19 protein-coding genes are annotated in these 22,691 nt (G+C 69.6%); 7 read left to right on the forward strand and 12 right to left on the reverse strand.

Translation table 11 applies throughout. The features are described 5' to 3' along the window. Nucleotides 1–33: 33 nt before the first annotated feature. Genes C2L58_RS28680 through C2L58_RS28720 form a run of 9 tightly spaced genes read right to left on the reverse strand, consistent with a single transcriptional unit; the run spans nucleotide 34 to nucleotide 9,870 of the window. Complete coding sequence (locus C2L58_RS28680; protein ID WP_103340789.1) at nucleotides 34–771, reverse strand: ribonuclease activity regulator RraA; 738 nt, start codon at nucleotides 769–771, stop codon at nucleotides 34–36. Further along, nucleotides 764–1,585 carry an SDR family NAD(P)-dependent oxidoreductase gene (locus C2L58_RS28685; protein WP_103340790.1) on the reverse strand — a complete coding sequence of 274 codons (822 nt, stop codon included), beginning with the start codon at nucleotides 1,583–1,585 and terminating at the stop codon, nucleotides 764–766. The genes C2L58_RS28680 and C2L58_RS28685 overlap by 8 nt, the downstream gene beginning before the upstream one ends. Next, nucleotides 1,582–2,742, reverse strand: coding sequence for a mandelate racemase/muconate lactonizing enzyme family protein (locus C2L58_RS28690; protein ID WP_103340791.1), 1,161 nt, complete (start codon nucleotides 2,740–2,742; stop codon nucleotides 1,582–1,584). Before C2L58_RS28690 ends, C2L58_RS28685 begins: the two co-directional genes overlap by 4 nt. Continuing rightward, complete coding sequence (locus C2L58_RS28695; protein ID WP_103340792.1) at nucleotides 2,739–4,559, reverse strand: dipeptide ABC transporter ATP-binding protein; 1,821 nt, start codon at nucleotides 4,557–4,559, stop codon at nucleotides 2,739–2,741. Before C2L58_RS28695 ends, C2L58_RS28690 begins: the two co-directional genes overlap by 4 nt. An 8-nt stretch (nucleotides 4,560–4,567) precedes the next feature. Further along, nucleotides 4,568–6,118 carry an ABC transporter substrate-binding protein gene (locus C2L58_RS28700; RefSeq protein WP_103340793.1) on the reverse strand — a complete coding sequence of 517 codons (1,551 nt, stop codon included), beginning with the start codon at nucleotides 6,116–6,118 and terminating at the stop codon, nucleotides 4,568–4,570. A gap of 36 nt (nucleotides 6,119–6,154) precedes the next feature. Continuing rightward, complete coding sequence (locus C2L58_RS28705) at nucleotides 6,155–7,024, reverse strand: ABC transporter permease (protein ID WP_103340794.1); 870 nt, start codon at nucleotides 7,022–7,024, stop codon at nucleotides 6,155–6,157. Between the two features lie 8 nt (nucleotides 7,025–7,032). Further along, nucleotides 7,033–7,974, reverse strand: a complete 942-nt coding sequence (locus tag C2L58_RS28710; protein WP_103340795.1) for an ABC transporter permease — start codon at nucleotides 7,972–7,974, stop codon at nucleotides 7,033–7,035. Continuing rightward, the gene (locus tag C2L58_RS28715) at nucleotides 7,971–9,134 is read right to left on the reverse strand and encodes a hypothetical protein (RefSeq protein WP_146073705.1); all 1,164 of its coding nucleotides are present in this window, start codon (nucleotides 9,132–9,134) and stop codon (nucleotides 7,971–7,973) included. Before C2L58_RS28715 ends, C2L58_RS28710 begins: the two co-directional genes overlap by 4 nt. Next, the gene (locus C2L58_RS28720) at nucleotides 9,124–9,870 is read right to left on the reverse strand and encodes a GntR family transcriptional regulator (protein ID WP_158264190.1); all 747 of its coding nucleotides are present in this window, start codon (nucleotides 9,868–9,870) and stop codon (nucleotides 9,124–9,126) included. Before C2L58_RS28720 ends, C2L58_RS28715 begins: the two co-directional genes overlap by 11 nt. Nucleotides 9,871–9,962: 92 nt before the next feature. On the opposite strand from C2L58_RS28720, the gene C2L58_RS28725 reads away from it, so the two are divergent. After that, nucleotides 9,963–11,393 carry an aldehyde dehydrogenase (NADP(+)) gene (locus tag C2L58_RS28725; RefSeq protein ID WP_103340798.1) on the forward strand — a complete coding sequence of 477 codons (1,431 nt, stop codon included), beginning with the start codon at nucleotides 9,963–9,965 and terminating at the stop codon, nucleotides 11,391–11,393. Nucleotides 11,394–11,679: 286 nt separating this feature from the next. Beyond that, nucleotides 11,680–13,284, forward strand: coding sequence for a right-handed parallel beta-helix repeat-containing protein (locus tag C2L58_RS28730; RefSeq protein WP_103340799.1), 1,605 nt, complete (start codon nucleotides 11,680–11,682; stop codon nucleotides 13,282–13,284). 54 nt (nucleotides 13,285–13,338) lie between these two features. Here C2L58_RS28730 and C2L58_RS28735 read toward each other — a convergent pair whose 3' ends face one another. Beyond that, nucleotides 13,339–14,073, reverse strand: coding sequence for a GntR family transcriptional regulator (locus C2L58_RS28735; RefSeq protein WP_103340818.1), 735 nt, complete (start codon nucleotides 14,071–14,073; stop codon nucleotides 13,339–13,341). Nucleotides 14,074–14,193: 120 nt separating this feature from the next. Then, a complete protein-coding gene (locus C2L58_RS28740) occupies nucleotides 14,194–16,461 on the reverse strand; it encodes a hypothetical protein (protein WP_146073707.1) in 2,268 nt (755 codons plus the stop codon). 565 nt (nucleotides 16,462–17,026) lie between these two features. Between C2L58_RS28740 and C2L58_RS28745 the strand changes: the two genes are divergently transcribed. Together C2L58_RS28745 and C2L58_RS28750 are read left to right on the forward strand one after the other, a co-directional pair. Next, nucleotides 17,027–17,926 carry a sensor histidine kinase gene (locus C2L58_RS28745; RefSeq protein ID WP_233225999.1) on the forward strand — a complete coding sequence of 300 codons (900 nt, stop codon included), beginning with the start codon at nucleotides 17,027–17,029 and terminating at the stop codon, nucleotides 17,924–17,926. 60 nt (nucleotides 17,927–17,986) lie between these two features. Beyond that, complete coding sequence (locus tag C2L58_RS28750) at nucleotides 17,987–18,424, forward strand: ATP-binding protein (protein WP_103340801.1); 438 nt, start codon at nucleotides 17,987–17,989, stop codon at nucleotides 18,422–18,424. Nucleotides 18,425–18,874: 450 nt separating this feature from the next. Here the strand turns inward: C2L58_RS28750 and C2L58_RS28755 are convergent, their stop codons facing one another. After that, nucleotides 18,875–19,207: an STAS domain-containing protein gene (locus C2L58_RS28755; protein ID WP_103340802.1), complete on the reverse strand. Its 333-nt coding sequence runs from the start codon at nucleotides 19,205–19,207 to the stop codon at nucleotides 18,875–18,877. A gap of 491 nt (nucleotides 19,208–19,698) precedes the next feature. Here C2L58_RS28755 and C2L58_RS28760 point away from each other — a divergent pair, with 491 nt between their 5' ends. From C2L58_RS28760 to C2L58_RS28770, 3 genes are read left to right on the forward strand one after another with little or no spacing between them, the layout of a single operon-like run. Beyond that, nucleotides 19,699–20,535: an alpha/beta fold hydrolase gene (locus tag C2L58_RS28760; RefSeq protein WP_103340803.1), complete on the forward strand. Its 837-nt coding sequence runs from the start codon at nucleotides 19,699–19,701 to the stop codon at nucleotides 20,533–20,535. After that, nucleotides 20,528–21,151, forward strand: a complete 624-nt coding sequence (locus C2L58_RS28765) for a TetR/AcrR family transcriptional regulator (RefSeq protein ID WP_103340804.1) — start codon at nucleotides 20,528–20,530, stop codon at nucleotides 21,149–21,151. The genes C2L58_RS28760 and C2L58_RS28765 overlap by 8 nt, the downstream gene beginning before the upstream one ends. Continuing rightward, nucleotides 21,148–22,389, forward strand: a complete 1,242-nt coding sequence (locus tag C2L58_RS28770) for a low temperature requirement protein A (protein ID WP_103340805.1) — start codon at nucleotides 21,148–21,150, stop codon at nucleotides 22,387–22,389. The genes C2L58_RS28765 and C2L58_RS28770 overlap by 4 nt, the downstream gene beginning before the upstream one ends. Nucleotides 22,390–22,691 lie beyond the last annotated feature (302 nt).

The following is a 22,691-nucleotide window of genomic DNA, read 5'->3' on the forward strand; positions in this document are numbered from 1 at the left end:
GGATGGTCCCGCCGTCCACCGGCACGGTCCCGGTTACGAGGCCGCCGCGGAGGCGCGGTCGGTGTCGCGGTAGGCGCGCAAGGTCGCCTCGTTGGGCGGGTAGGTGCCGCGCAGCGGCGCACCAGCGGCCACGCGGGCCTGGAGGAATGCTTCCAGTTCCTCCTGCTCGCGTGCGGGGTGCGCGATGACGGGTACGAGGTGCCTGGGGATGCACACGACGCCGTCCGCGTCGCCGAGCAGCACATCACCCGGGTACACCGCGACGCCCGCGCAGCCGACCGGGACCTGCAGGTCGACGGCGTGGTGCAGCGCGAGGTTCGTCATCGCGGCCGCTCCGGTGGCGTAGACTGGCATCGTCAACTCGTCGATACCGGCGATGTCGCGCAGGGTGCCGTCGGTGACGAAGCCGGCCGCGCGGCGGGCGAGCAGACGCGTCATGAGGATGTGGCCGGCCGAGGCCGCACGCCCCTCGTTGCGGCTGTCGACCACCAGGATCTGGCCTGGTCCCACGGACTCGACGGCGAGCCGCTGGGGGTGGTCGTAGTCGTCGAAGACGTCGAGGACGTCGATGTCCTCGCGGGCCGGGATGTAACGCAGGGTGAACGCCTCGCCGACCATGCGGCCTTCCGGCCGGCCGTAGGCGCGCAGCCCGGCGAGGAAGGTGTTGCGCAAGCCGAGCTTGAACAGCTGGGTGGTGACCGTGGCGGTACCCGCCTCGGCGAGGGCGGCGAGATCGTGCGGATCGAGGGTGTTGGCGCGGGTGTCAGTCATGCGGCCGGTGTCCTTCTCCTGGTGTCGGTGCGGCGGGTTCGAGGGTCGGGTCCGCGCCCGGGGGCCGGGCCTGCGCGGTGACACCACCGTCAACGGTGATCACCTGCCCGGTGACGTAGCCGGCGTCGGACGAGCACAGGAACGCGACCACCCCGGCCACGTCTGCCCCGGTTCCGACGCGGCGAAGCGGCACAGGCGCGGCACGCGACCGCTGTTGCTCGGAGGTGAGCGCGGCGAAGCGGTCGTTGGCGATCGGTCCCGGAGCCACCGCGTTGACGCGGATGTCATGCGCGGCGAGGTCCACGGCCATCGCCCGGGTGGCGGCCTCGACCGCGCCCTTGCCGGCGTCGTAGGCGATGGTGCCGAAGTGGGCCCGCGTGGCACCGATCGACGAAATGTTGACGACCGCGGAACCGGCGGCCATGACCCGCGCGGCCGCCGCGGTGGCAAGGAAAACGCCGCGGACGTTGACGGCGAAGCTGCGGTCCCAGTCGGCGGGGTCCAGATCGGCCAGGCTCCCGCGGGCGAACGTCGGCAACGCGGCGTTGTTGACCAGGAAGTCCAGCCGCCCGAACTCCGCAACCGCCCGGGCGACCGCCGCCGTCACCTCGGCCGCGTCCGACACATCGGCCGGGCAGGCCACAGCCCGGTGCCCCCGGGCGCGCAGGGCCACCGCCGCGGCCTCGGCCTCCTCGGCGTCCGGGCCGTTGACCGCGACGGCGGCTCCCTCGGCGGCGAAGCGTTCGGAAATGGCGAGCCCGATGTTCCGCGCGCCGCCGGTGACGAGCACCACGCGGTCGGCGAATCGCCTCACGACGTCACCTGCTGTCGGTCGACCACCGCGTCGGCGGTGGTGTGCCGCCACGTCAGGGCGCCGGCAGCGGCCGCCACCAGGTCGGGGTCGAGTTGCATGCCCAGGCCTGGCCCGTCCGGCACGCGCAGGCGGCCGTGGTCGTACCGGACGGGGTCGCGCACCACGTCGCGGGTGTAGAGCAGCGGGCCCACCGGGTCGCTGGGCAGCGTCACCGCCGGCATGGCCATGGCGACGTGGGCCGCGGCGGCGGTGCCGATCGACAGTTCCTGGGTCGTCCCGACCAGGCAGGTCTTCTCGGCGGCCTCGGCGATGGCGAAGATCCGGCGCGCCGGGGTGATGCCGCCGATCGCGATCACGCTGACGTTGAACACGTCGACCGCGTCCGCCGCGACCAGCTCCAGTGCCCACCGGTTTCCGTAGACGTGCTCGCTGATCGGCACGGGGAGGCGGCTGCGGGCGTAGCCCAGGCCGCGGATGTCGTGGTTGGGCGCCGGTGCCTCGATGAGGTCGTAGCCGACGTCCGCCACCCGTTCGGCGAAGCGGCAGGCGGACTTGGCGTCGAGGAGGTTGGAGAAATCGAGCGACTTGATCGCGAACCGGTCACCGAACCGGGCGCGGGCCTCCCGCAGGAACCGCTCGTCCAGGTCCAGACGGCGGCCCACGTAGACACGGAACCACTCGAAACCCTCGCCGAGCCGGCGCTCGACCATCGCGAGGTTGCGCTCGACGTCCGCCTCGTCCTGCTGGCGGAACACCGGGTACGCAATCGGCACGGAGTCGCGAACCTGCCCACCGAGCAGGTCGCAGACCCGGAGCCCCTGAATCTTGGCGGCGAGGTCCCACACCGCGATGTCGACGCCGCACTTGATGGCACGGCTCTTGTCGTAGATGTACCCCGCCTGCGGGAAGTTCGTCTCGAGCCGGCGTTCGACTTCCGTGGTGTGCAACGGGTTCACGCCGATGAGCAAGTCTTCCAGGGTCGCGGCGAGTTCGGGGATGTCGAAGTGGAAGCGCGGCAGGTGTTGCAAGTCGGACATCTCGCCCAGGCCGACGTGTTCGGTGTCGGTGTGCAGCTCGACCAGGACGTGCCCACAGGTGATGCTGTTGTGGCGCGGTGTGTTGACCGTCGTCAATCGGACCCCGGTGATGCGGGTCACGCGGTGCTCCTTTCGTGGGGGGTGGGGTGGCCGGGCGCGGCGGCCAGCAGCGAGCGGGTGTACTCGTGCTGCGGGTCCTCGTAGATGCGCTCGGCCGGGCCGGTTTCGACGAGCTGTCCGTGCCGCATGACGGCGATGTCGTGCGCCACGGACCGGACGACGGCCAGGTCGTGGGTGATGAACAGGTAGGCGACGCCGTGCCGCGTCTGCAGGTCGGCGAGCAGGTTGAGCACCTGCGCCTGGACGGAGACGTCGAGAGCGCTGACGGCCTCGTCGCAGACGATCAGCTTGGGGCGCAACGCCAGCGCGCGGGCGATGGCGATGCGTTGCCGCTGGCCGCCGGAGAACGCCGCCGGATAGCGGTCGAGGGCGGTAGCGTTCAGCCCCACGTCACGCAACAGTCCCATCAGCACTTCGGGATCGGGTTCCAAGCCGTGCACTCGCATCGGCTCGGCGATCAGTTCACGTACGCGCATCCTGGGATCCAGGCTCGCGTACGGGTTTTGGAAGACCACCTGCACTTCGCGTTGCAGGACCTTCAGCTGGCCGGGCGTCGGCCGGGTGACGTCGATCCCGGCGTAGGTCACCGTGCCGCTGTCCGGCTTCTCCAGGCGCAGCAACATCTTCGTCAGGCTGGTCTTGCCCGACCCGGACTCGCCGACGAGCGCGAGGGTACGCCCCGCCGTCACCCGCAGGTCGACTTCACGCACCGCGTGCACGTGGTCGGTGACGCGGCGCAGCACACCGGTCCGGATCGGGTAGCTCAGCGACACGGCGTCGAACGACGCGAGCACTACCGGCTCGACCGCCGGCCCGGCGAGTACGGAGTGGACCGGTGGCTCGAGTTTCGGGCGCTGTTCGACGAGCAGGCACGCGGCGCTCTGCGTGTCGTTGACCGGGGCCAGGGCCGGCCGGGTGTGCGCGCAGTCGTCGACGGCGACCGGGCACCGCGGCTGGAACGCACACCCGGCGTGCCGGTCCCGCGGTTCCGGTGGCCGTCCGCCGATCGCGGTGAGCCGTTGCCGGGCAGGGCTGTCCAGCCGGGGGGTTGCGGCGAGAAGCGACTGCGTATACGGCATCCGCGGGTCGTCCAGGACGTCCTTGGCCGGTCCTGTCTCCACCACCCGGCCGCCGTACATCACGGCGATCCGGTCGGCGTACCCGGCGACCACGCCGAGGTCGTGGGTGATGAGCACGACGCCCATGTCGAGGTCGGTGCACAGCGCACCCAGCATGGCCATGATCTCGCTCTGCACGGCCACGTCGAGCGCGGTGGTGGGCTCGTCCGCGATGAGCAGCCGGGGCCGCGCGGCGATCGCCATGGCGATCGCCGCGCGCTGGCGCATGCCACCGGACAGCTCGTGCGCGTACTGGCCGAGCCGCCGGTGCGGCTCCGGCATCCTGGCCATCTCCAGGGCATCCACGGCGCGCCGGCGAGCTTTGTCCTTCGACATCGGCTCGTGGGCGCGAACCGCGTCGGAGATCTGGACGCCCAGGGTGAGCAACGGGTTCAGCGCGGCCGCGGGGTCCTGGAAGACCATCGCCACGGTGCTGCCGCGCACCTCCCGCCACGACTTTTCGTCCAGTCCGATGACTTCCCGGCCGTCCACCGAGGCGGACCCGGTGGTGACGCAGCCGGCGTTGAGGCCCAGCAGGCTCAGTGCGGTGACGGTCTTTCCCGACCCGGACTCCCCGACGACGGCGAGGGTTTCCCCGGCGTCGAGGGAGAGGTCGACGCCGTCGACGACGCGGACCGGGTCTTGGCCCGGCCGGCCGGTGAAGGTGACGGAGAGATCGGTGACGTGCAGCAGGCTCATCGGTGTCCTCAGCGGTCCAGGGAGGCTTCGTCGAGGCGCCACTGGCCGTCGACGTTCAGCACGACGCCCTGGAGCGCGGTGCGGCGGACGAGCGGCGACTTCGCCTGGTGCAGGAACGTCCAGTAGTTCTCGGCCAGGATCCGGCGCTGGGCGTCGACGTAGGCCTTCGTGCGGGCGGCCTTGTCGTCGGTACCCCGAGCCGTCGCGAGCAGGCCGTCGAGCTGGGTGTCCTTCAAGCCGGACCAGTTGTTGGAGCCCGTGCTGGTGAAGTACGGGTCGAACGACAGGGACGGGTCCAGCCGGGGCACGTCGGCCACGAGCACGGCGGCGTCGAAGTCCTGTTTGCGCATCCGGTCGAGCTGGGTTTGCAGTTCGAGCACCTCCGACTTCACGGTGAAGCCGACGGCGCCCAGCTGCGCCTGCAGCAGTTCGGCGATCGACGGGTCCGGTGCGCGGCGGCGGGCCAGCACGGTGATCGAAACGGGCGTGGTGAGCGCCGCCTTGGCCGCCGCCGGGTCGTGCGCGGCCGGGGCGAGTGAGCCGTCGTAGTACCAGTCGGACTTGGTCGCGAACGAGGGTGCCAGGTCGAACTGGCCCGCGGCGGCGACCTTGCCGATGGCGGCCCGGTCGATCGCGGCGGCGAACGCGGCACGCGTCTTCGGATCGTTGAACGGCGCGCGGGTGGTGTTCAGCGCGACGTAGTAGGAGCGGCGGACGCCCGTGTCCTCCATCGTGATGTTCTTGTCGCCGTCGAGCTGGGTGAACTCCTCGGGCGGGAGGGCGCGGACCAGCTGGACGCCACCGGTGGCCAGCTCGGTGCGCAGCACCTTGGGTTCGGTGATGAACCGGACGACGACCTTGCTCAGCCGGGGCAGCGCGGAGCCGTCGGCCGCCTTGGCCCAGTAGGAACCGTTACGGTTGGCCGAGAGCTGGACCTTGGAGCGCCACTGGTCGAAGGTGAAGGGGCCGGTGCCCACCGGGCCGCGGCCGTAGTCCTTGCCCTTGGCTTTCAACGCCGCCGGGGAAACCATCATGCCCGCTTCGTGGGCGAGCTGCACCAGCAGCAGCGGGTCCGGTTGTTTCAGGTCCAGCCGCACGGTCTTGGCGTCGACGGCGGTGACCGCCGCGACCGTCGCCAGAGCGCTGGCTTTCGTCGACTTCGTGGCGGGATCCAGCACCCGGTCGAGGTTCGCCTTCACGGCCGCGGCGTCGAACACCGTGCCGTCGTGGAACTTGACGCCTTCACGCAGGGTGAAGGTGAGCGTCTTGTCGGCGGCCGCCCACTTCTCGGCCAACGCCGGCGCGAAGGCGCCGTCCCGGTTTTGCCGGAGCAGCGAGTCGTAGAAGAGGTTGAGGACGTTGCGGTCGGAGGAGATCTGGCTGGAGAACGCCGGGTCGAGGGTGGTGGGCTCGTTGTCGAAGCCGATGGTCAGGGTGCCGCCGGACTTCGGCGAACCGGCCGGCGAGGCGGCGTCACCTCCGCAGGCGGCGGTGGTGGCGAGGAGGGTGGCGGCGATGCCGGTGACGAGGGCACGCCGGGAAAGGCGGAGGGAGGACACGGCAGTGGATCCTTTGCGTGCGACGGAGTGGATGTCCTAGCGGATCGGGGTGAGTACCGGGCGGTGCGCGTCGAGTGCGTCGCGCAGGGCGTCGGCGAGCAGGTTGAACGCGGCGATCGTGAGGAGGATCGCCAAGCCGGGGAACACGCTCAGCGCCCAGGTGGCCTCCAGGTGGGCGGTGCCGGCGGCCACCATGCCGCCCCACCCGGGCTGGGGTGGCTGGACGCCGAGGCCGAGGAAGCTCAGCGATGCCTCCGCCATGATGGCGGTCGACGCCTGGAGCGCGGCGAAGACGAGCAGGGTGCCCGCCAGGTGCGGGAGCAGGTGGCGCAGCAGGATCTTCGGCGTGCTGACCCCGACGATGCGGGCTGCCGCGACCCATTCGCGGGTGCGCAGGGACAGCACTTCGCCGCGGACGAGCCGGGCGAAGCGGGGGGTGGTGACCACGGCGATGGCGATGAGGGCGTTGCGCAGCCCGGGACCGAGCGCGGCGACCACGGTCAAGGCGAGCACGAGCAGCGGGAAAGCCAGCAGACCGTCGGTGATGCGCATCAGCACGGCGTCGAGCACTCCGCCGCGGTACCCGGCGAGCAGACCAAGCGCGGTGCCCAGGACGAGGGCGACGCCGACCGCGATCGTGGCGACCTGGAGGGTCACCAGCGACCCGGCGATCACGCGGACGAAGATGTCGCGGCCGAGGTCGTCGGTGCCGAGCAGGTGCCTCGCGGACGGACCGGAGAACAGGTGGTCGGTGTCCGTTTCGGCGACCGCGCGGGTGAGGAAAGGCGTGAGGGCCGCACCCAGGACGACCAGGGCGAGCACCGGCACGGCGAACCAGGCACGCCGGTCACGGCGCAGCGCGTCGAGCAGCGGGCGTTCCCGCAACGGGGACTTCGTCGTCGTCATATCGGCTCCTAGTAGGTGATGCGCGGGTCGAGCCACGCGTAGAGGAGGTCGGCGACGAGGTTCACCAGCAGCACGAAGACCACGACGACGAGCACCGAGCCTTGGACCACCGGCAGGTCGCGGCTGAAGATCGAGTTGACGACCAGCGTGCCCATCCCCGGGAGCGTGAAGATCGTCTCGGTGACGACCGTCGCGCTCATCAGCGCGCCGATCTGCAGCGCCGTCACGGTGACGACGGGCACCACGGCGTTGCGCAATGCGTACACCGTGACGACCCGGCGGGTCGCGAGTCCGGTCGCGCGGGCGGTGCGGACGTAGTCCTCGCCCAGGGCCGCGAGCAGCGAACCGCGGGTCTGCCTCAGCACCACCGCGATGATCGTCGCCCCGACGGTGATGGCCGGCAGGACCATGTGCTGCAGATTGCCCAGCGGGTCGTCGGTGAACGGCACGTACCCGGACGCCGGCAGCACCCGCAGCCACAGGCCGAACACCAGGATCAGCAGCGTGGCCAGGTAGAAGTGCGGCGTGGACAGGGCGAACACGCTCGCGGTCGTCATGGCGGCGTCGGTCTTGGTCCGGTTGCGGACCGCGGCGAGGATGCCGGCGGGCAACCCGACCACGATGGTCAGCACCAAGGCGATGATCCCGAGTTCGACCGTGGCGGGCAGGCGGTCGGCAATCACCGAGGCCACGTCCTCGCCGGTGAGCCAGGATCGGCCGAGGTTGCCGGTGAACGCCCCGGTGATCCAGTCGAAGTACTGCTTCCACACCGGCGCGTCGAGCCCGAGGTCCGCCCGCAGCGCGGCGCGGTCGGCGGCACTGGCGTCCTGGCCGAGGATCGCCGCGGTGGGATCGCCCGGGAGCAGGCGCAGCAGCGCGAACAACACCATGGACACCACCAGCAGGACGGGCACGAGCTGGGCGAGCCGGCGGATCAGGTAGGCCGTCACGAGCGGACCTCCCCTGTGGTCTGGAGCGCGGGACGGCCGCGCCCGGTGGACAGTTCCCGCAGCCAGGCCGATCGCTCGGCGGGTACGAGGTCGTGCAGGTACAGCGAGAACGTGTCGACCCCGGCAACGGCCGAAGCAGCGGCTTCGAGGTGCGCCCGGGTCGGGGTCGCGGAAGCGAACAGGCTCCAGCCCACGCCGACTCGCGGGGTGAACGCCCTCGCGGCGGCCACTTCCCGCCGCAGCGCGTCGAGGTCACCGGAGAGGTCCGTGACCGTGAGCCCGACCCCGAGCGCGACGAGGTCCGCGAGGTTCCCGGCGGTTTTGCCGGCGCAGCCGTAGGGGTCGGCCGTGGCGCGCAGCCAGACGGGTACCGGCCCGGCCGCGTCGACCGTGGCGGCGACCACGTCCCGCGTCACTTCGGCCCGGACCCGCAGCACCGCATCGTGCAGCGGCTCGCCGAGCACCGCGTCGAGATCGGTCCCAGTGTCGGGTGCGGCCGGACGAGGGGTGGCGAGCTGGGCGCGCACGGCGGTCGTGGCCCGGGCCGCCAGTTCGCGGACATCCACGCCCGCGGCGGTGAAGCGGCCTGCGCACGCCCCGCAGACGCACAGCGACAGCAACCACCGGTCGGCGGGACGCAAGAGCGCACCCACCTTTTCGTGCGGTCCCTGGTGAGCCCAGCCGAGGTAGCCGAACGCTTCGAGTTCCAACCGGGACACGCCGGTGCGGGCGGCGCCCGCCACCAGTGCTCCGGCGAAGCGGACCACCTCCGGGCGAGCCGGGCACAGTGCGTGCCGGTAGTGGTGGCCGAGGACGTTGACCAGGGCCAGGTCCGGGCGCCGGCGGGCGATCGCCGACTGGTGCAGCCCCACGACCCAGCCGGTGGCGCGCAGTCCACTGGCCACGATGGCCTCGACGATCGCCGAGCCACTGTCGTCCACCTTGGACTGACCCAGCAGGTCGGCTCCGGGTGCCGGGAAGTACCGCCCGGCCGGGAGGTCGACAACCGCGCCGGGTTCGCTGGTGGTCAGCAGCCACCGGCCGCTGTGGTAGGACAGGGCGAGGGCGACGCCGTCCACTCCGGTCGCTGCGATCCGCCCTGCCGCCCGGGACACGCCGTGCCTGAACGAGACCGGATGGGCGAAGAGATCAACGTGCATCCGGACCATCCAGATCGCGAAACGCGGCGGCCAACGTCGTCGACGCCTTCTCGATGTGCACCAACGCCAGTCGCTCGGCGTGGTCGGCGTCGCCGCGCTCGACCGCGTCGAGGATCGCGGTGTGCTCCGCCGCCTCTTCCTCGAACGTCGCTTTCAGCCGCCACCCGGTCGTCGCCGCGAACGCAGTCAGGTCCTGCAGGCGATCGAGGCAGTCGGACAGGAACGGGTTGTCGCACGCCGTGTACAGCTCGCGGTGGAAACGCCGGTTGGCGATGCCCATGCCGGTTCTGTCCTCGCGGACCGCACACGCCGCGGCGGTGTCGAGCGCGTCGTGCGCGGTGGCGTGCCGGGCGGCGCCCATCCGGATCACGGCCAGCCGGACGGCGGCGGGTTCGGTGATCGCCCTCGCGGTGTAAAGCTTGCGCACGAATTCGGCGTCGAGCTCACGCACCCGGACGCCCTGGAACGACACCACCTCGACCAGTCCGGTCGAGCGGACCTGCTTGAGCGCCTCGCGCACGGGCGTCTTCGAGACGCCGAGCATTTCGGCGAGTTCCCGTTCCACCAGCGGCTGACCCGGCAGGAGCACACCGTCGAGGATCGCCCGGCGCAAGGTCGCGTAGACGGCGTCGGCGCGTGAAGCCGGCATCTGGGTGGGGAGAAGAGCGCTCAACGCGGCGCCGTCCAACGGCGCTCGGGCGTCGTCGGTGCTTCGAGTCACATCGCGAAGGGGCATGGCGGTATGGTGGTATACCGGCATACCAAAAGCAAGAGTTACCGGCGAAAATTCCGATTTCCGCTGGTCAACAACCAGACGGTGAGGGTTAGATGCACATCATCCCCCAGATAGACCCGGTCTCCGAGGCCGCCGAGGCAGCCCAGCTGGCTTTCAGGTCCTTCGCAGACTCCACCCCCGGCGAACGGGCCCGGCTGCTACGAAAGCTCTCCGCCGCCATCGGAGACCATCGCTCGACGTTGGTGTCGGTCGCGAACCGGGAAACGCACATCGATACCGCGCGACTCAACGGCGAAGTCGACCGCACACGGTTCCAGCTGCAGGCGTTCGCCGACGTCGTGGTCGCGGGCGGCTACCTCGACGCGGTGATCGACCCGCCCGTGTCCGGTCCCCCGCCCGCCGGTCATCCGGACCTGCGGCGAGTGTTGACCCCGCTCGGCCCGGTGGGCGTGTTTTCCGCGTCCAACTTCCCGTTCGCGTTCTCCGTGCTCGGCGGGGACACCGCGAGCGCGCTGGCCGCCGGCTGCCCGGTGCTGGTGAAAGCCCACGAGGGGCACCCGAGGCTTTCCGCGCTGACCTTCGAACTGGCCGCCGACGTACTTCCGCCGGGAGTGCTGTCCCTGGTGACCGGACGAGAGGCAGGTCAAGCGCTCGTTCGTGACCCCCGGATGAAAGCGGTGGGTTTCACCGGGTCCACCGCGGGTGGCCGGGCCTTGTTCGACCTCGCCGTCAGCCGGCCGGATCCGATTCCGTTCTACGGCGAGCTGGGTTCGGTCAACCCGGTGGTGGTCACCCCGGCTGCGTTGGAAGCTCGGGGTGAGGACATCGTGCGGGCCTTCGTCGCCTCGTACGCGCTGGGCGCCGGGCAGCTGTGCACCAAGCCGGGGCTGCTGTTCCTGCCCGCGGGGCACGACTTGGAGGATTCGTTGCGCGCCGCGGTGCAGGAGGTCGCACCGGCGGAAATGCTGGGGCCGTGGATCCGGGAGGGGTACCTCGCCGCGATTCGCGGCCTGGCCTCGGCGCCCGGCGTCCGGACAGTCGTTGCCCCGTCACCGGATGAGCAGATCGCCCCCAGCCTATTCGCGACGACCGCCGAAGCACTGCGCACTCAGCCCGCGGAAGAGTGTTTCGGCCCGGCGGCGCTGGTGGTGGAGTACGCCTCCGTCGAGGATCTGCGCGCGACCTTGCGCACGCTCCGGCCGAGCCTGGCCGCCGCCATCCACGCTGAAACCGGCGATGAGGTCGCTCAGGCCGTCCACGCCGACCTCGATGCCGGCCGCTTGGTGTGGAACGGCTGGCCGACCGGTGTCGCGGTCACCGCGGCCATGCACCACGGCGGAGCCTGGCCGGCGACCACCGCGCCCCTGCACACGAGCGTCGGGGCGAACGCGATCAACCGCTGGTTGCGGCCGGTGGCCTATCAGGACACTCCCGATTCCCTGCTGCCACAACCGCTGCGCCGCGACAACCCCTGGGGCATTCCCCGCCGGGTGAACGGCCGATGGACCCGCGATCCGGCCTGAGGGTCAACCAACCGCGAGCCGCTACCTACTGGAAAGTCGCTCCGGAAAAGGATTTCTGATTCGAAACTCGTTGCGCAGCAGAGTTTCCCAAGTTCTCCGGCTGCGCTACCATCGCCTCCTCAACGGCTCGGTCACCGCGCCCCGGAACGCTCCAGCCTCAGGAATCGCTTTCCTGTCAGGGTTTTCCCTGCCGGGCTTCGGTGGAGCCAAGCTGAATACCTTCGTCGCTTGTGTGGTCGTCCAGCCGTGCGGCACACTCGCGGCGCATCACTCCGAGAGGAAATTCGTGCAAGCCAACCCACTCCTGCGGTTCGTCGCGGCATCGGGAGCCGGCGCCCTGTCGCTGAGCCTTCTGACGGCCGGGACCGCCCACGCCGCCGGAACCACTTACTACGTCAGCCCTTCCGGCTCCGACGCCAGTACCGGCACCTCAGTGGACCAACCGTTCAAGACGGTCCAGAAAGCCGCGGACGTCACCGATCCCGGCGACACCGTCCAGCTGATGAACGGCACCTACCAGGAATCCGGTGCGGGCTGGGACGTCGTGCACATCAAACGTTCGGGCAAGCCCGGTGCGCCGATCACGTTCGAACCGGTCCCCGGTCACCACCCCGTGATCCACCCGGTCACAGGATGGAACGGCATCCAGATCGCCGGTGCGTCGTTCATCCGGATCCGGAACCTGGAGATCGCAGGCAACGCGAAGAACATCGACCTCGGCCAGGCACGGCAGCAGGCCGGACAGGCGAAACCGGTGTTCAACACCAACTGCGTCAGCGCGACCAAGGACCCCAAGTCCGGCGCGCAGGCCCACGACCTGGAAATCACCGGCAACCACGTGCACCACTGCCCGGGCGCGGGCATCTCCGCGATCGACGCCGACCACGTGACGATCGACCACAACCAGGTGCACGCCAACTCCTGGTTCACCGAGTACGGCTGCAGCGGGATCTCAATCCTGCGCGCACTGGATTCCGACCACGGCGACCCGAGCCGGTACAAGATCCGGATCACCGAAAACACCGTGTACGACAACGAGACCAAGGTGCCCTGGGTCAAGATCGGCCGGTTTTCCGACGGCAACGGAATCATCATCGACACCCTGAAGGCGAAGGACACCCAGGATCCCGACTACCAAGGCCGCGTCCTGGTGGCGGGCAACGTGTCCTTCGACAACGGCGGATCCGGCATCCACTCCTTCAAGTCGCAGCACGTCGACATCGTGAACAACACCGCCTACCGCAACTCCCGCAGCACGAACATGGAGGGCTACGCCAACATCTTCGCCGCGCAGAGCACGGATGTCCGGGTACTCAACAACATCTCGGTGATGAGCCCGGACAAGCCGGCCAACTCCACCAACAAGAACACCGACGTCACCTACGACTACAACATCTACTTCGGCGGCAAGAAGCCCGAAACGATGGGACCGCACGACCTCGTCACCGACCCCAAGCTGACCAAAGCGAGCACCGACCCGGCCACCGCCGACTTCCGCCCGGCCGAGGGGTCACCCGCGATCGACTCCGGCACGGCGTTCGACCTGCCTGCCCAGGATCTCTCCGGCCGGCCGCGCAAGGCCGGCTCCGCGCTGGACCGTGGCGCGCTCGAACTGGTCAAGGGCGCCCCGGCGAAGGCGGAAGCACCGGCGGCCACGTCCGAGGCGCCGGCGGCCGGCAATGCGGCGCAGAGCACCACAGCCGCCGACCCCACGACGGCAACCGCTGCCGTCACGACGGAGGTGGCCAACGCCTCCGACGGCAAGCCGGCGGACGGCCTCGCCTTCACCGGCGCGGACGTAATCACCGCGGCCGCTGTCGGCGCACTGGCGCTGGCGGCGGGGGTGTTCCTCGTCCTCTTCACGCGCCGCAAGCGCGCTCGGAAGAGCTGACCCGACGTGGCGCCGGTGGCCGTGCCACCGGCGCCACACGGACGCACGACCGATTTAGTGGCCTAACTGGTCTCGCAACGCCTCGGCCAACGTCCGCGACGCCGACTCCACGTGCTCTCTGGACCGGCGCTCAGCGACGTCGGCGTCCCCCGCCTCGACCGCGTCCAGGATGCCCTGGTGCTCCCCCGCCTCCTGCTCATAAGTCGCCTGCAGCCGCCAACCGGTCGTCGCAGCGAACGCCGTGAGGTCCTGGAGCCGGTCGAGGAAGTCGCACAGGAAGCTGTTTTCGCAGGTGGAGTACACCACCCGGTGGAAATTCCGGTTCGCGATCCCCAAGCCGGACACATCACCGGCAGCAGCAAACCCAGCGGCCTCGGCGAGGGCCGCGCGGGCGGCGATCAGTGTGGTCGCACCGGTTCGTTGCACACCCAACCGGACCGCGGCCGGCTCGGTGATCAACCGTGCCGTGTAGAGCTTCTCCACGAAGTCCGCGTCCAGTTCGCGCACTCGCACGCCCTGGAACGACACCACCTCGACGAGGCCGGTCGTGCCGACCTGCTTGAGCGCTTCGCGTACCGGCGTCTTCGACACGCCGAGCGACTCGGCCAATTCCCGTTCGACGAGCGGCTGGCCCGGCTTCAAGATGCCGCCGAGAATCGCCCGGCGCAACGCTTCGAGCACCGCATCGGACCGGGAGGCCGGCATCTGCTTCGGGAGCAGGTCGCTGAGATCGCCACCCTTCGCGGGCTTGCGGCGGGCGTCGAAGGCGGGAGCGGCGTCCGAAGGCATGTCACCCATCGTATACCGCGACACCGAGCGCGAGGATGTCCCCGCAGGCAGCCCAGCCAGGGTTCGCGCAACGCCGGAAGGGGACCGTCGGTGGTGACGTCCCCTTCCGGCGTCGCGGCGTCAGCCGGTGATCGAGCGATCGGCGATCACGACCGGGGTGTTACCGATCGGCAGGCCGGTGATGGTGACCGAATCCCCGTGGCGTGTCACGGCACGGGCCGGGATTTCGTAGATGAGCCCGGTGGTGAGGTCGACCAGGCGCGGGTGGCTTATGGTCAGCTTCGGGAACGTCACCGAGACCGGCTTCGTGGCCCGGTCCTCGTTCGGTGCCCGGTCGGGTCGCGAAGCGATGTCGATCTCTTTGCCCGTGCTGTCGTACCGGGGTTGCTGCGCCGGGTCGCCGCCGAACCAGAGTGCGACGGCCTGCTCGCCGCTGCCGATCCTCGTGAACGCCCGCGCGGCGACGGTCCGGGTACCGCTTCCCGAAGTGGTGTACTCGAAGCCTTGGATCGGCGACTTCTTCGTGACGTCGTCGGAGACCTCGAGCCGCGCTACCGGCCGCAGGGTGCTGTCGAACAGCGCGGCGACGTTCTGCACGCCGTAGTACGACCGCTTGGTGTAGGTCGCTTTCAGGTCCGAGGTCGCCGCGACGAGGCCCTTCGAGTTGATCTGAGGGGCACTGCTCGGCGTCCACTTGTACCAGAGGTCGACGGTGCCGAGCAGTTCGGTGCTGACGCCGACACCGAGATCGCCGAGGATCCGGCGCAGGTCGTAGGAGTTCTGGCTGTACTCGGTGAAGGCGTCGTTCGCGAAGGCACCTACGGTGCCCGCGGTACTGGGAGCGCCGTTTTCGCCCTGCCGGATGACGATTTTCGGTGAGTACTTCGCTAAGACCTGGCGCAGCGAAGCCATCGAATTGTAGAGCACGGGATTGTCCGGGTAGTTGCTGTACGGGTGGTAGGAGAACCCGTCCACCAGGCCGATCCGGGCTGCTTGCCTGACCGTGTCGCCGTCCGCCTCGTCGTTGTCCTTCGCGGCCTTGAGAGCGGCCATGAAGTGGTCGGCGAAGGCGACGTCGAGGCCGTACTCCCCGCCGAAGATCACCGCGTTCGGCTCCAGTTGCCGGATCGCGGAGCCCATACGCTTGTAGTAAGCCGCGTAGTCCGAGGCGATGGTCGAGGGCGCCGCAGGGTTGTTGGGCTCGTTCCAGATCTCCCAGTTCCGGACGCCGTAGCCCGGCCCGCGTCCCTGGTAGCGCACGCCACCGGGCTTGTAGCGCTCCACCATGGCCTTGACCCAGTTCTCGTTGACGTCGAGGCCCGCCCCGCTCGGCATCGGTGCGCCGAGGTTCGCACCACCGGCGGGGATGCCCTTCTGCCCGTACGCCCAGTTCCCGTAAGACACCTGCAACCACGGCTGGATGCCGGCGGCGAGGAGCGTGTCGACGATTTCATCCACCGTGGTCCAGTCGTACTTGCCGTCCGCCCTGGCCTCGACGGCGTTCCACTCGGGCTGCACGCGGCAGGAGGTGGTCCCGAGCGCGCTCAGCTGGTCTCGGTACTCGGCAAAGCGGGCGTACTTGCGGCCGGTGGTTTCGCAGCCGGACAACAGCTGCGAGGTGCCGATCTGCGCGGCTGTGCGAGGTTTGACGACACCCGCCGGCTTCCAGCCCTCCGGCGCAGAGGAGGCGAATACGCGCACGTCGTCGACCCATGCGGTGCCGACGCTTTCCCTGCTGACGCCGACTCGGAGATCGGTGATCGCGTCGGTTCGGACGCGGAAGGCCAGTCCGGTGGCCACCTGCTTACCGCGCAGGTAGACGCTGTACTTGCCCGAGGCCGGCTGAGCCACGATCCGGATGTCCGACCACTGATCGGCCTGGTAGGCACCGAGGTCCACGCGCTTGCGGCCGTCGTAGGTGTAGAGCCGCCCCGTCGAGTCCATCGCCACCGTGGCCGCGTCTCCTGCGCGACCCCGCAGGTGCACGCCGATCACCGCTGTGGTTTGAGCGGCACGCAGCCGGATGCCCGCCACGACGGTCGCCCTGTTCGTACCCAGGGGGTGGCCGATGACCGTCGAAGCGGTCGTCGAAGTGTCCTCCAACCGCAAGCTCCGGTCGAGGTCCGAGGACTGCTGCACACTGGCGGTACCCCCGCCGGACGACACCGTCCACCCCGCCGGGGAGGACCCGATCTCCCCATCGAAGCTGTCGTTGACGTCGGCGACAGCGGCGCTTTGGGCTGCCGCCCCGGTGTCGGCGGACGCCGCCGGGACGAGTGCGACGACCGCGGCCGGGGTGACTACGGCGAAAGCTGCGGCCAGTGCGACGGTCAGCCGCCGGGAGCGGCGGCGCGACCGCCCGAATAAGACATCTGCTTGTTGGGACACGTAACCCTCCGGTTGACGGTGGAGTGAGTACGCGGCGAACCGCGCGCGTGTGCCCGGACGTCGATCCGGGGCCGCTCCATCGAGCGACGGCGGGGGACGAAGGCCCACGAAGACGCAGACTGCGCGCCAGAGCACAGCTGGTATCTTGGTATACCGCGACACCAGGCACAACCTCTTCGTTAGCGCGCGGCCAAAGGTGCGAGTTTGGCCGCGCCCACATCGCAGTGACCGGCGACCAGGCCACTACCACCTCAGCCGACCACATGCCGAACCAATCAGTGGTCCTCACCCTCGCACGCCTGATCTTTGCCGCGGACACACACGGGCGATGCGCGCACGCATTACAAAGTCACACAATCACGCTGCGTGGTCGGTAGACTGCGTGGTGAGGTCGTTGTCTTTCGGAGGTGGGTGCGTGCGCGGGGGGTGGCTGACGGCGGCGGGGGACCTGCTGTGGTGGTCGGCGGAGCTCGCGCTGGACTCGGCGCCGGAGGTTGTTACCTCGTCGCGGGGTGGACCGTACTGGTGCGCGTACGAGCATGTCGGGCAGCATCACGAGCCGTTCATCCACCCGGCCCTCTTCTACCGCGATGCCGACGAGTACCTCGCAGGGACCGTCCCGTTCATCCGATTCAGCCTCGCCGCGGACGTGCCTGTCGCCGTATCGGTTCCCGCGGCCAACCTCGCGCTGCTCCGCGCCGAACTCGGCGCCGACGCCGAGGCGGTCCTGCTGATGGACATGGGCGTCGCCGGACGCAACCCGGGCCGGATCATCCCCGGCGTGCTGCGCGCCTTCGCCGACACCCACCCCGACCAGCACGTCCGCATCATCGGCGAACCGATCTGGCCGAACCGCAGCGACCACGAATACCCCGCCTGCGCCCAGCACGAAGCCCTGATCAACCTGGCCTTCACCGGCCGGGACGTCACCATCCTCTGCCCCTACGACACCCAGAACCTGCCCCCGGCGGTACTCACCGACGCCGAAATGACCCATCCCCTGCTCATCGACAGCACCGGTCAGCGAACCAGCGGCGCCTACGACCCCGAGACGATCATCGCCGGCTACAACCAGCCGCTGCCCGAACCGGTCGACGCCGCCGACCTCACCGTCGATACCACCAACCTCGCCCAAGCCCGGTCGTTCGCCCGCACCCACGCACGCCACGCGGGATTGTCACCGGACCGGGCCGCTGACGTGGAACTGGTCGTCACCGAACTGGTCACCAACAGCATCGACCACGGCGGCGGCTCCGGCACACTGCGGATCTGGACCGTAGACGGGCACTTCGTGTGTCAAGTCCACGACCACGGCACCCTGACCGACCCGCTGGCCGGCCGACACCCCGTCACACCCGATGCACACCGCAACCGCGGTCTGCTGCTAGTCAACCACCTGGCCGACTTGGTCCGCCTCCACACCAGTCCCGGCGACACCACCATCCGCGTCCACTTCCGGCTGTGACCGCCGTGAAGCTCGCGAGGTACGCCGAATCGATGAGCGCGGTGACGGAGAACCCGCCCGGTGCGCGGTGACCACGTCGACGGTGCTGCCGCGCCCTGGGTCATCGACCTGCGTGGCACCGATCCCTCCGCGCTGGCCTCGATCCGCCGATGGGCCGCGCGGCTACTTCCCCACCTCGGCACCGAACACCGCAACGACGTGCTGCTCGTGATCAACGAACTGGCCGCCAACGCCTACCTCCACGGCGGCGGACCGGTCCGAGCCCGCATCACCGCCCTGACCACGCCGTGCCGGGTCGTCGTCGAAGTCGACGACCTCTCACCCACACACCCACTCGCCTCGCGATCCGACTCCCCCGACGACGCCTCGGGGTACGGCATGGCCGTAATCCACGAACTCGCTGACACCTGGAGCGTGCACAACGACCCCGACTCCGACGGCAAGACAGTCTGGGCGCGGCTCACCTGCGGCAGCGGGGCCCGAGCGCGCTGCCCCTGACATCTCTGGTCCCTCGATGCGCAACCGATGACCGCTGCGTACCCGTGCCATGCAGGCGTTCGGAAACCGCCGAGCTGGTGGTGGATTTGGCAAGCGGGTGTCGCCGTCCGAGCGAAGTCATCGCACGATCGTCGTTCCCGCATCGGTTGTCGGCTAAAGTACCCGGGTGGCTCGACCATCCCCCTCCCCCCGATGGTCCTCGCCCGAACACCTGGCCTGGCGCCGGAGACGCTTCGGGAACTCTCAGAAGCGGCAGCAGTCGGTCAGCTCTGCCTTCAAGCAACGGTCCCCTGGCGGAAGTCGAGTGCTGGGCAGCCAGGTCACCGGAACCGCTATCACGGTTGCGGCGGTCCAGCACAGGGTCACTGACTCTCTGTTTCTATTTCGCGCGACTGAAACACGAACGAGTGAAGATAATTCTGCCATGACCCGCAGGTCAGTTCAGACATCTCAGCGGGTGTCCGGGCTGTTCGGATGAGCCGCGAGCGCGACCCAGTTCAGCGCGTCGGTGACATTGCGGTGAACAGACAGAACCTGCTCCAGGTCAAGCGCGGCGATCGGCCGCAGCAGCGCTCGCGAGCGGCCGGCCACGGCGAACGTCACCCGAGCCACGGTCGCGTCAGCGACGGTGTTGATCAAGATGGTCAGGACCCGTGCGGCGCAGAACCCGACCGCCGACGTGTCACAGATCAGCGCGGGTGGTTGCCGGCGCAGTTCCTCGGCGAGCAGGGCAGTGAGCTGATCGGTGACGGTCAGGTCGAGCTCGCCGGAGGCGGTGACCACACTTCCCTCACGTGTGCGGGTCACCGTGAATAACGCCGGTGGCCGGCGTCGCGGATCTCGCGGCCGGGGCACGGACGACGACATGGGCATGGCCTCCTTGAACGAACTGTGAGACCTCACTGCCGCTGCACCAGTTTCAGGCCCCACGCCACCCCGGGTCGTCGGGCCGGCGAGGTGCGGTGCGGGCGCGTTTTCGCGCGAGCTCCAGGCGGTAGCTACCCACCGCTGCGAGGAGGCCGAGCCGAGGCGGCACGGGCAGGGGCTCACTGGTCGCCGGGTACATCCGCGCGAGGAGGTGCCGTCCGTGCGGAACCGTCCGCGGCGTCGAGCGCCTCAGCCTCGGCCGGACATCCACCGTTCAGACCGGCAGCCGGTCGTTGCACCGGGTCGGCAGCACGGAGGCACGGGACATAGGGAAAAGGTGTTGACCCCTTTGGCTAATGACGCTAGCTTTACGGCAAACGCCTTTAGCCCACGTCACGGAGACCATCATGACCGAGAACCTGGACATCGCCGGCAACACCCTCGCCTACGAGGTGACCGGACAGGGGCCTCTCGTCGTTCTGGCGCACGGCCTCGGCGACAGCCGCCACTCCTACCGCTTCCTCGCCCCCGCCCTGGCCGCCCAGGGCTACCGGGTCGCCAACGTCGACATCCGCGGCTGTGGTGACTCCAGCCTCGGCTGGGACGGGTACAGCCGCACCGACATCGCCGGCGACCTGGTCGCCCTCGTCCGCCACCTCGGCGGCCCGGCCGTGATCATCGGCCAGTCGATCAGCGGCGGCGCCGCCACCATCGCGGCCGCCACCGCGCCCGACCTCATCGCCGGCGTCATCGAACTGGCGCCGTTCACCCGCGCGCAGCCCTTCGACCTTCCCGGACTGGTACGGGTCAAGCGCTTCCGGGCCGGCTACACCCAGATGGCCCAGGTCATCATGCGCGGAAGAGTCGAAAACTGGCTGAAGTACCTCGACGTGGCATTGCCGGCCAAGCCCGCCGACTGGGACGGCGAACTGGCCCGCATCGAGGCGAAACTGCGCGAGCCGGGCCGGATGAAGGTCCTGCAGGCCATGTGCAAGACCAGCCCGGCCGACGCCGGAGCGCAGCTGGCCAACGTCGAATGTCCGGTCCTGGTCATCGAGGGCAGTGCCGACCCCGACTGGGCCGACCCCCGCGCCGAGGGCGAGAAGATCATCGCCGACCTGCCGCAAGGTCTCGGCGAACTGGTGGTCATCGAGGGTGCCGGACACTACCCGCACGTCCAGACGCCCGACCGGGTCGTCGCGCTGGCCCGGCCTTTCCTGGACCGGACGTTGACTCGTGCCTAGGGCCGGGCTCACCCCGGCCGCGGTCACCGAGGCCGGTGCCGAGCTGGCCGACGAACTCGGGTTCACCCGGCTCAGCATGGGGCTGCTGGCCGAGCGGCTCGGTGTCAAGACGCCGTCGCTCTACAAACACGTCACCAACCAGGCCGACCTCGTCCACCGCATCGCGGTCCAGGCCGCGAACGAGCTCGCCGACACCATCCGCGACGCGATCCAGGGGCGGGCGGGCAGCGACGCCCTCACCGCCGGCGCCCAAGCGATGCGCGCCTATGTGAAGCAACACCCCGGCCGGTACGCGGCGGGCAACGCTGCCCGCCCGACCGGGCCGGACGACCCGCTCATCGCGGCGCTCGACCGGGTGCTCGATTCCTGGGCGGCGATGGTGCGCGGGTACGGGATCGATCCCGGCCAGAAGATCCACGTGCTGCGGCTGGTGCGCACCGTGCTGCACGGGTTCGCGACACTGGAAGCGGCCAGCGGATTCCAGATCGACGTCGGCGTCGAGGACAGCTTCACCTGGATGATCGACTTCATCGACCAGGGTCTGCAGTCCCTGGACGGCGCACCCCGATCCCCCGCGGATTCCACGATCCTTCATGAGGAGTTGCCAGGTCCGTGACTGCCCCGAACATCGCCGGCGAACCCGAGGACGTAAGGACCGAGCGGCACGCAAGCTGGGCGGAGCTGTTCTTCGACCTGGTGGCCGTGGCCGGCGTGGCAGCCCTGGCACACGTCCTGGGTTCCGGACCGGACGCCCCGGCAATGGGCCTTTACGCGTTGCTGTTCCTGGCTTTCTGGCTGTCGTGGACGACTTTCATGTTGTACAGCAACGTCGCGGCCGGGAAGGCCCGCGTGGTGCGGCTGATGATCGGCATGTTCGGCCTCGGAGTGATGGCCGCGTCCGTACCGGGCGTGGCGCATTCGGTGCTCGGCCACGACGGCGATGCCCACCCGCCGACCGTTTTTGCGATCGCCTACATCGCAACACGCATCTACGGATCCCGGTCGTGGCGCAAAGGCGAAGTACTGCTGGACTTCCCGGTAGTGCAGTACTCGACGGGACTGCTGCCCTGGATCGTGTCGATCTGGGTTCCCGGGCCGTGGATGCTCGTGCTCTGGGCGGTCGGGATCGGCCTGGACCTGCTGCTGATCCTGGCCGTGTCCGGTGACAAGCTCCTCAAGCAGGTCCAGTCGAGGTTCACCGAGCGCACCGATATCCGGCACCAGCCAATGCACGGCGTGCGCCCCGAGGGGAGCCCGTCCGCGATTCACGGGGTGTCGATCGATCCGGCGCACTTCTCCGAGCGACTCGGGCTCTTCATGATCATCGTGCTCGGCGAATCGGTGGTGCAGGTCATCGGCGCCGCGGCCGAAGCACACTACGACCTCGGCGTACTGGCCACCGGACTCGCCTCGTTCGTCCTGCTGGCCGGCATGTTCGGCTTGTCCGTCGTCTTCGGATACGCCGGTTTGCCCCACTTGCGGGCCGGGCGGATCCCCGCTCGTGCCGCCCTCGGCCTGCACTGCCTGGTCAGCGGCGTCGTGGCCACGGTGGCGGTATCGCTCTCGGCGGTGATGAAGCACGGGTCCGATCCACTGCCCGAGCAGGGCCGTTGGCTGCTGTGCGGCGCTGTCGCGGCGTACTTCGCCCTCGGCGTGATCACCGGCGTCGTCAGCCACAGCTCCGATCTGCAGAGGACGATTTCGCGGATCGTCACCGGCATCGTGGTCCCGCTTCTGCTCGGCTTGTTCGCCACCGGTACCGGCGGCCGCACGTTGGTGCTCTGCATGGCCTCGGTGGTGGTCGCCCACCTCTGGTTCGAACGGCATCTCACGTCGATCGGGGACGGTGCCTGACAAGGCAGAGCCGGCAGGCGGACATCGGACGAACATTCACCACGACACCGCACCCCCCGGCATGGCCTCACCCTGGTCACCGTGACCTTGGCAATCTCGGCGGCCCTGACCAGCACAAGCCGCCGCGCGCTGACCATTTACAAGCCGACGCCCCGTCGGTTCGCGATGACGGCTCGTCGGGCTGTTTCACCCGCTCCGCGGGCGAAATTGCCGGCTTGACCTGCGGAAGCGGCGACACCGGCGGAGTGGGCGGCAGGGCATCGCGCTAGCCACCGCACCCATGACGCAACGCTGCGGAGGCC

This window comes from Amycolatopsis sp. CA-126428, assembly GCF_002904335.1.
Taxonomy (GTDB): domain Bacteria; phylum Actinomycetota; class Actinomycetes; order Mycobacteriales; family Pseudonocardiaceae; genus Amycolatopsis.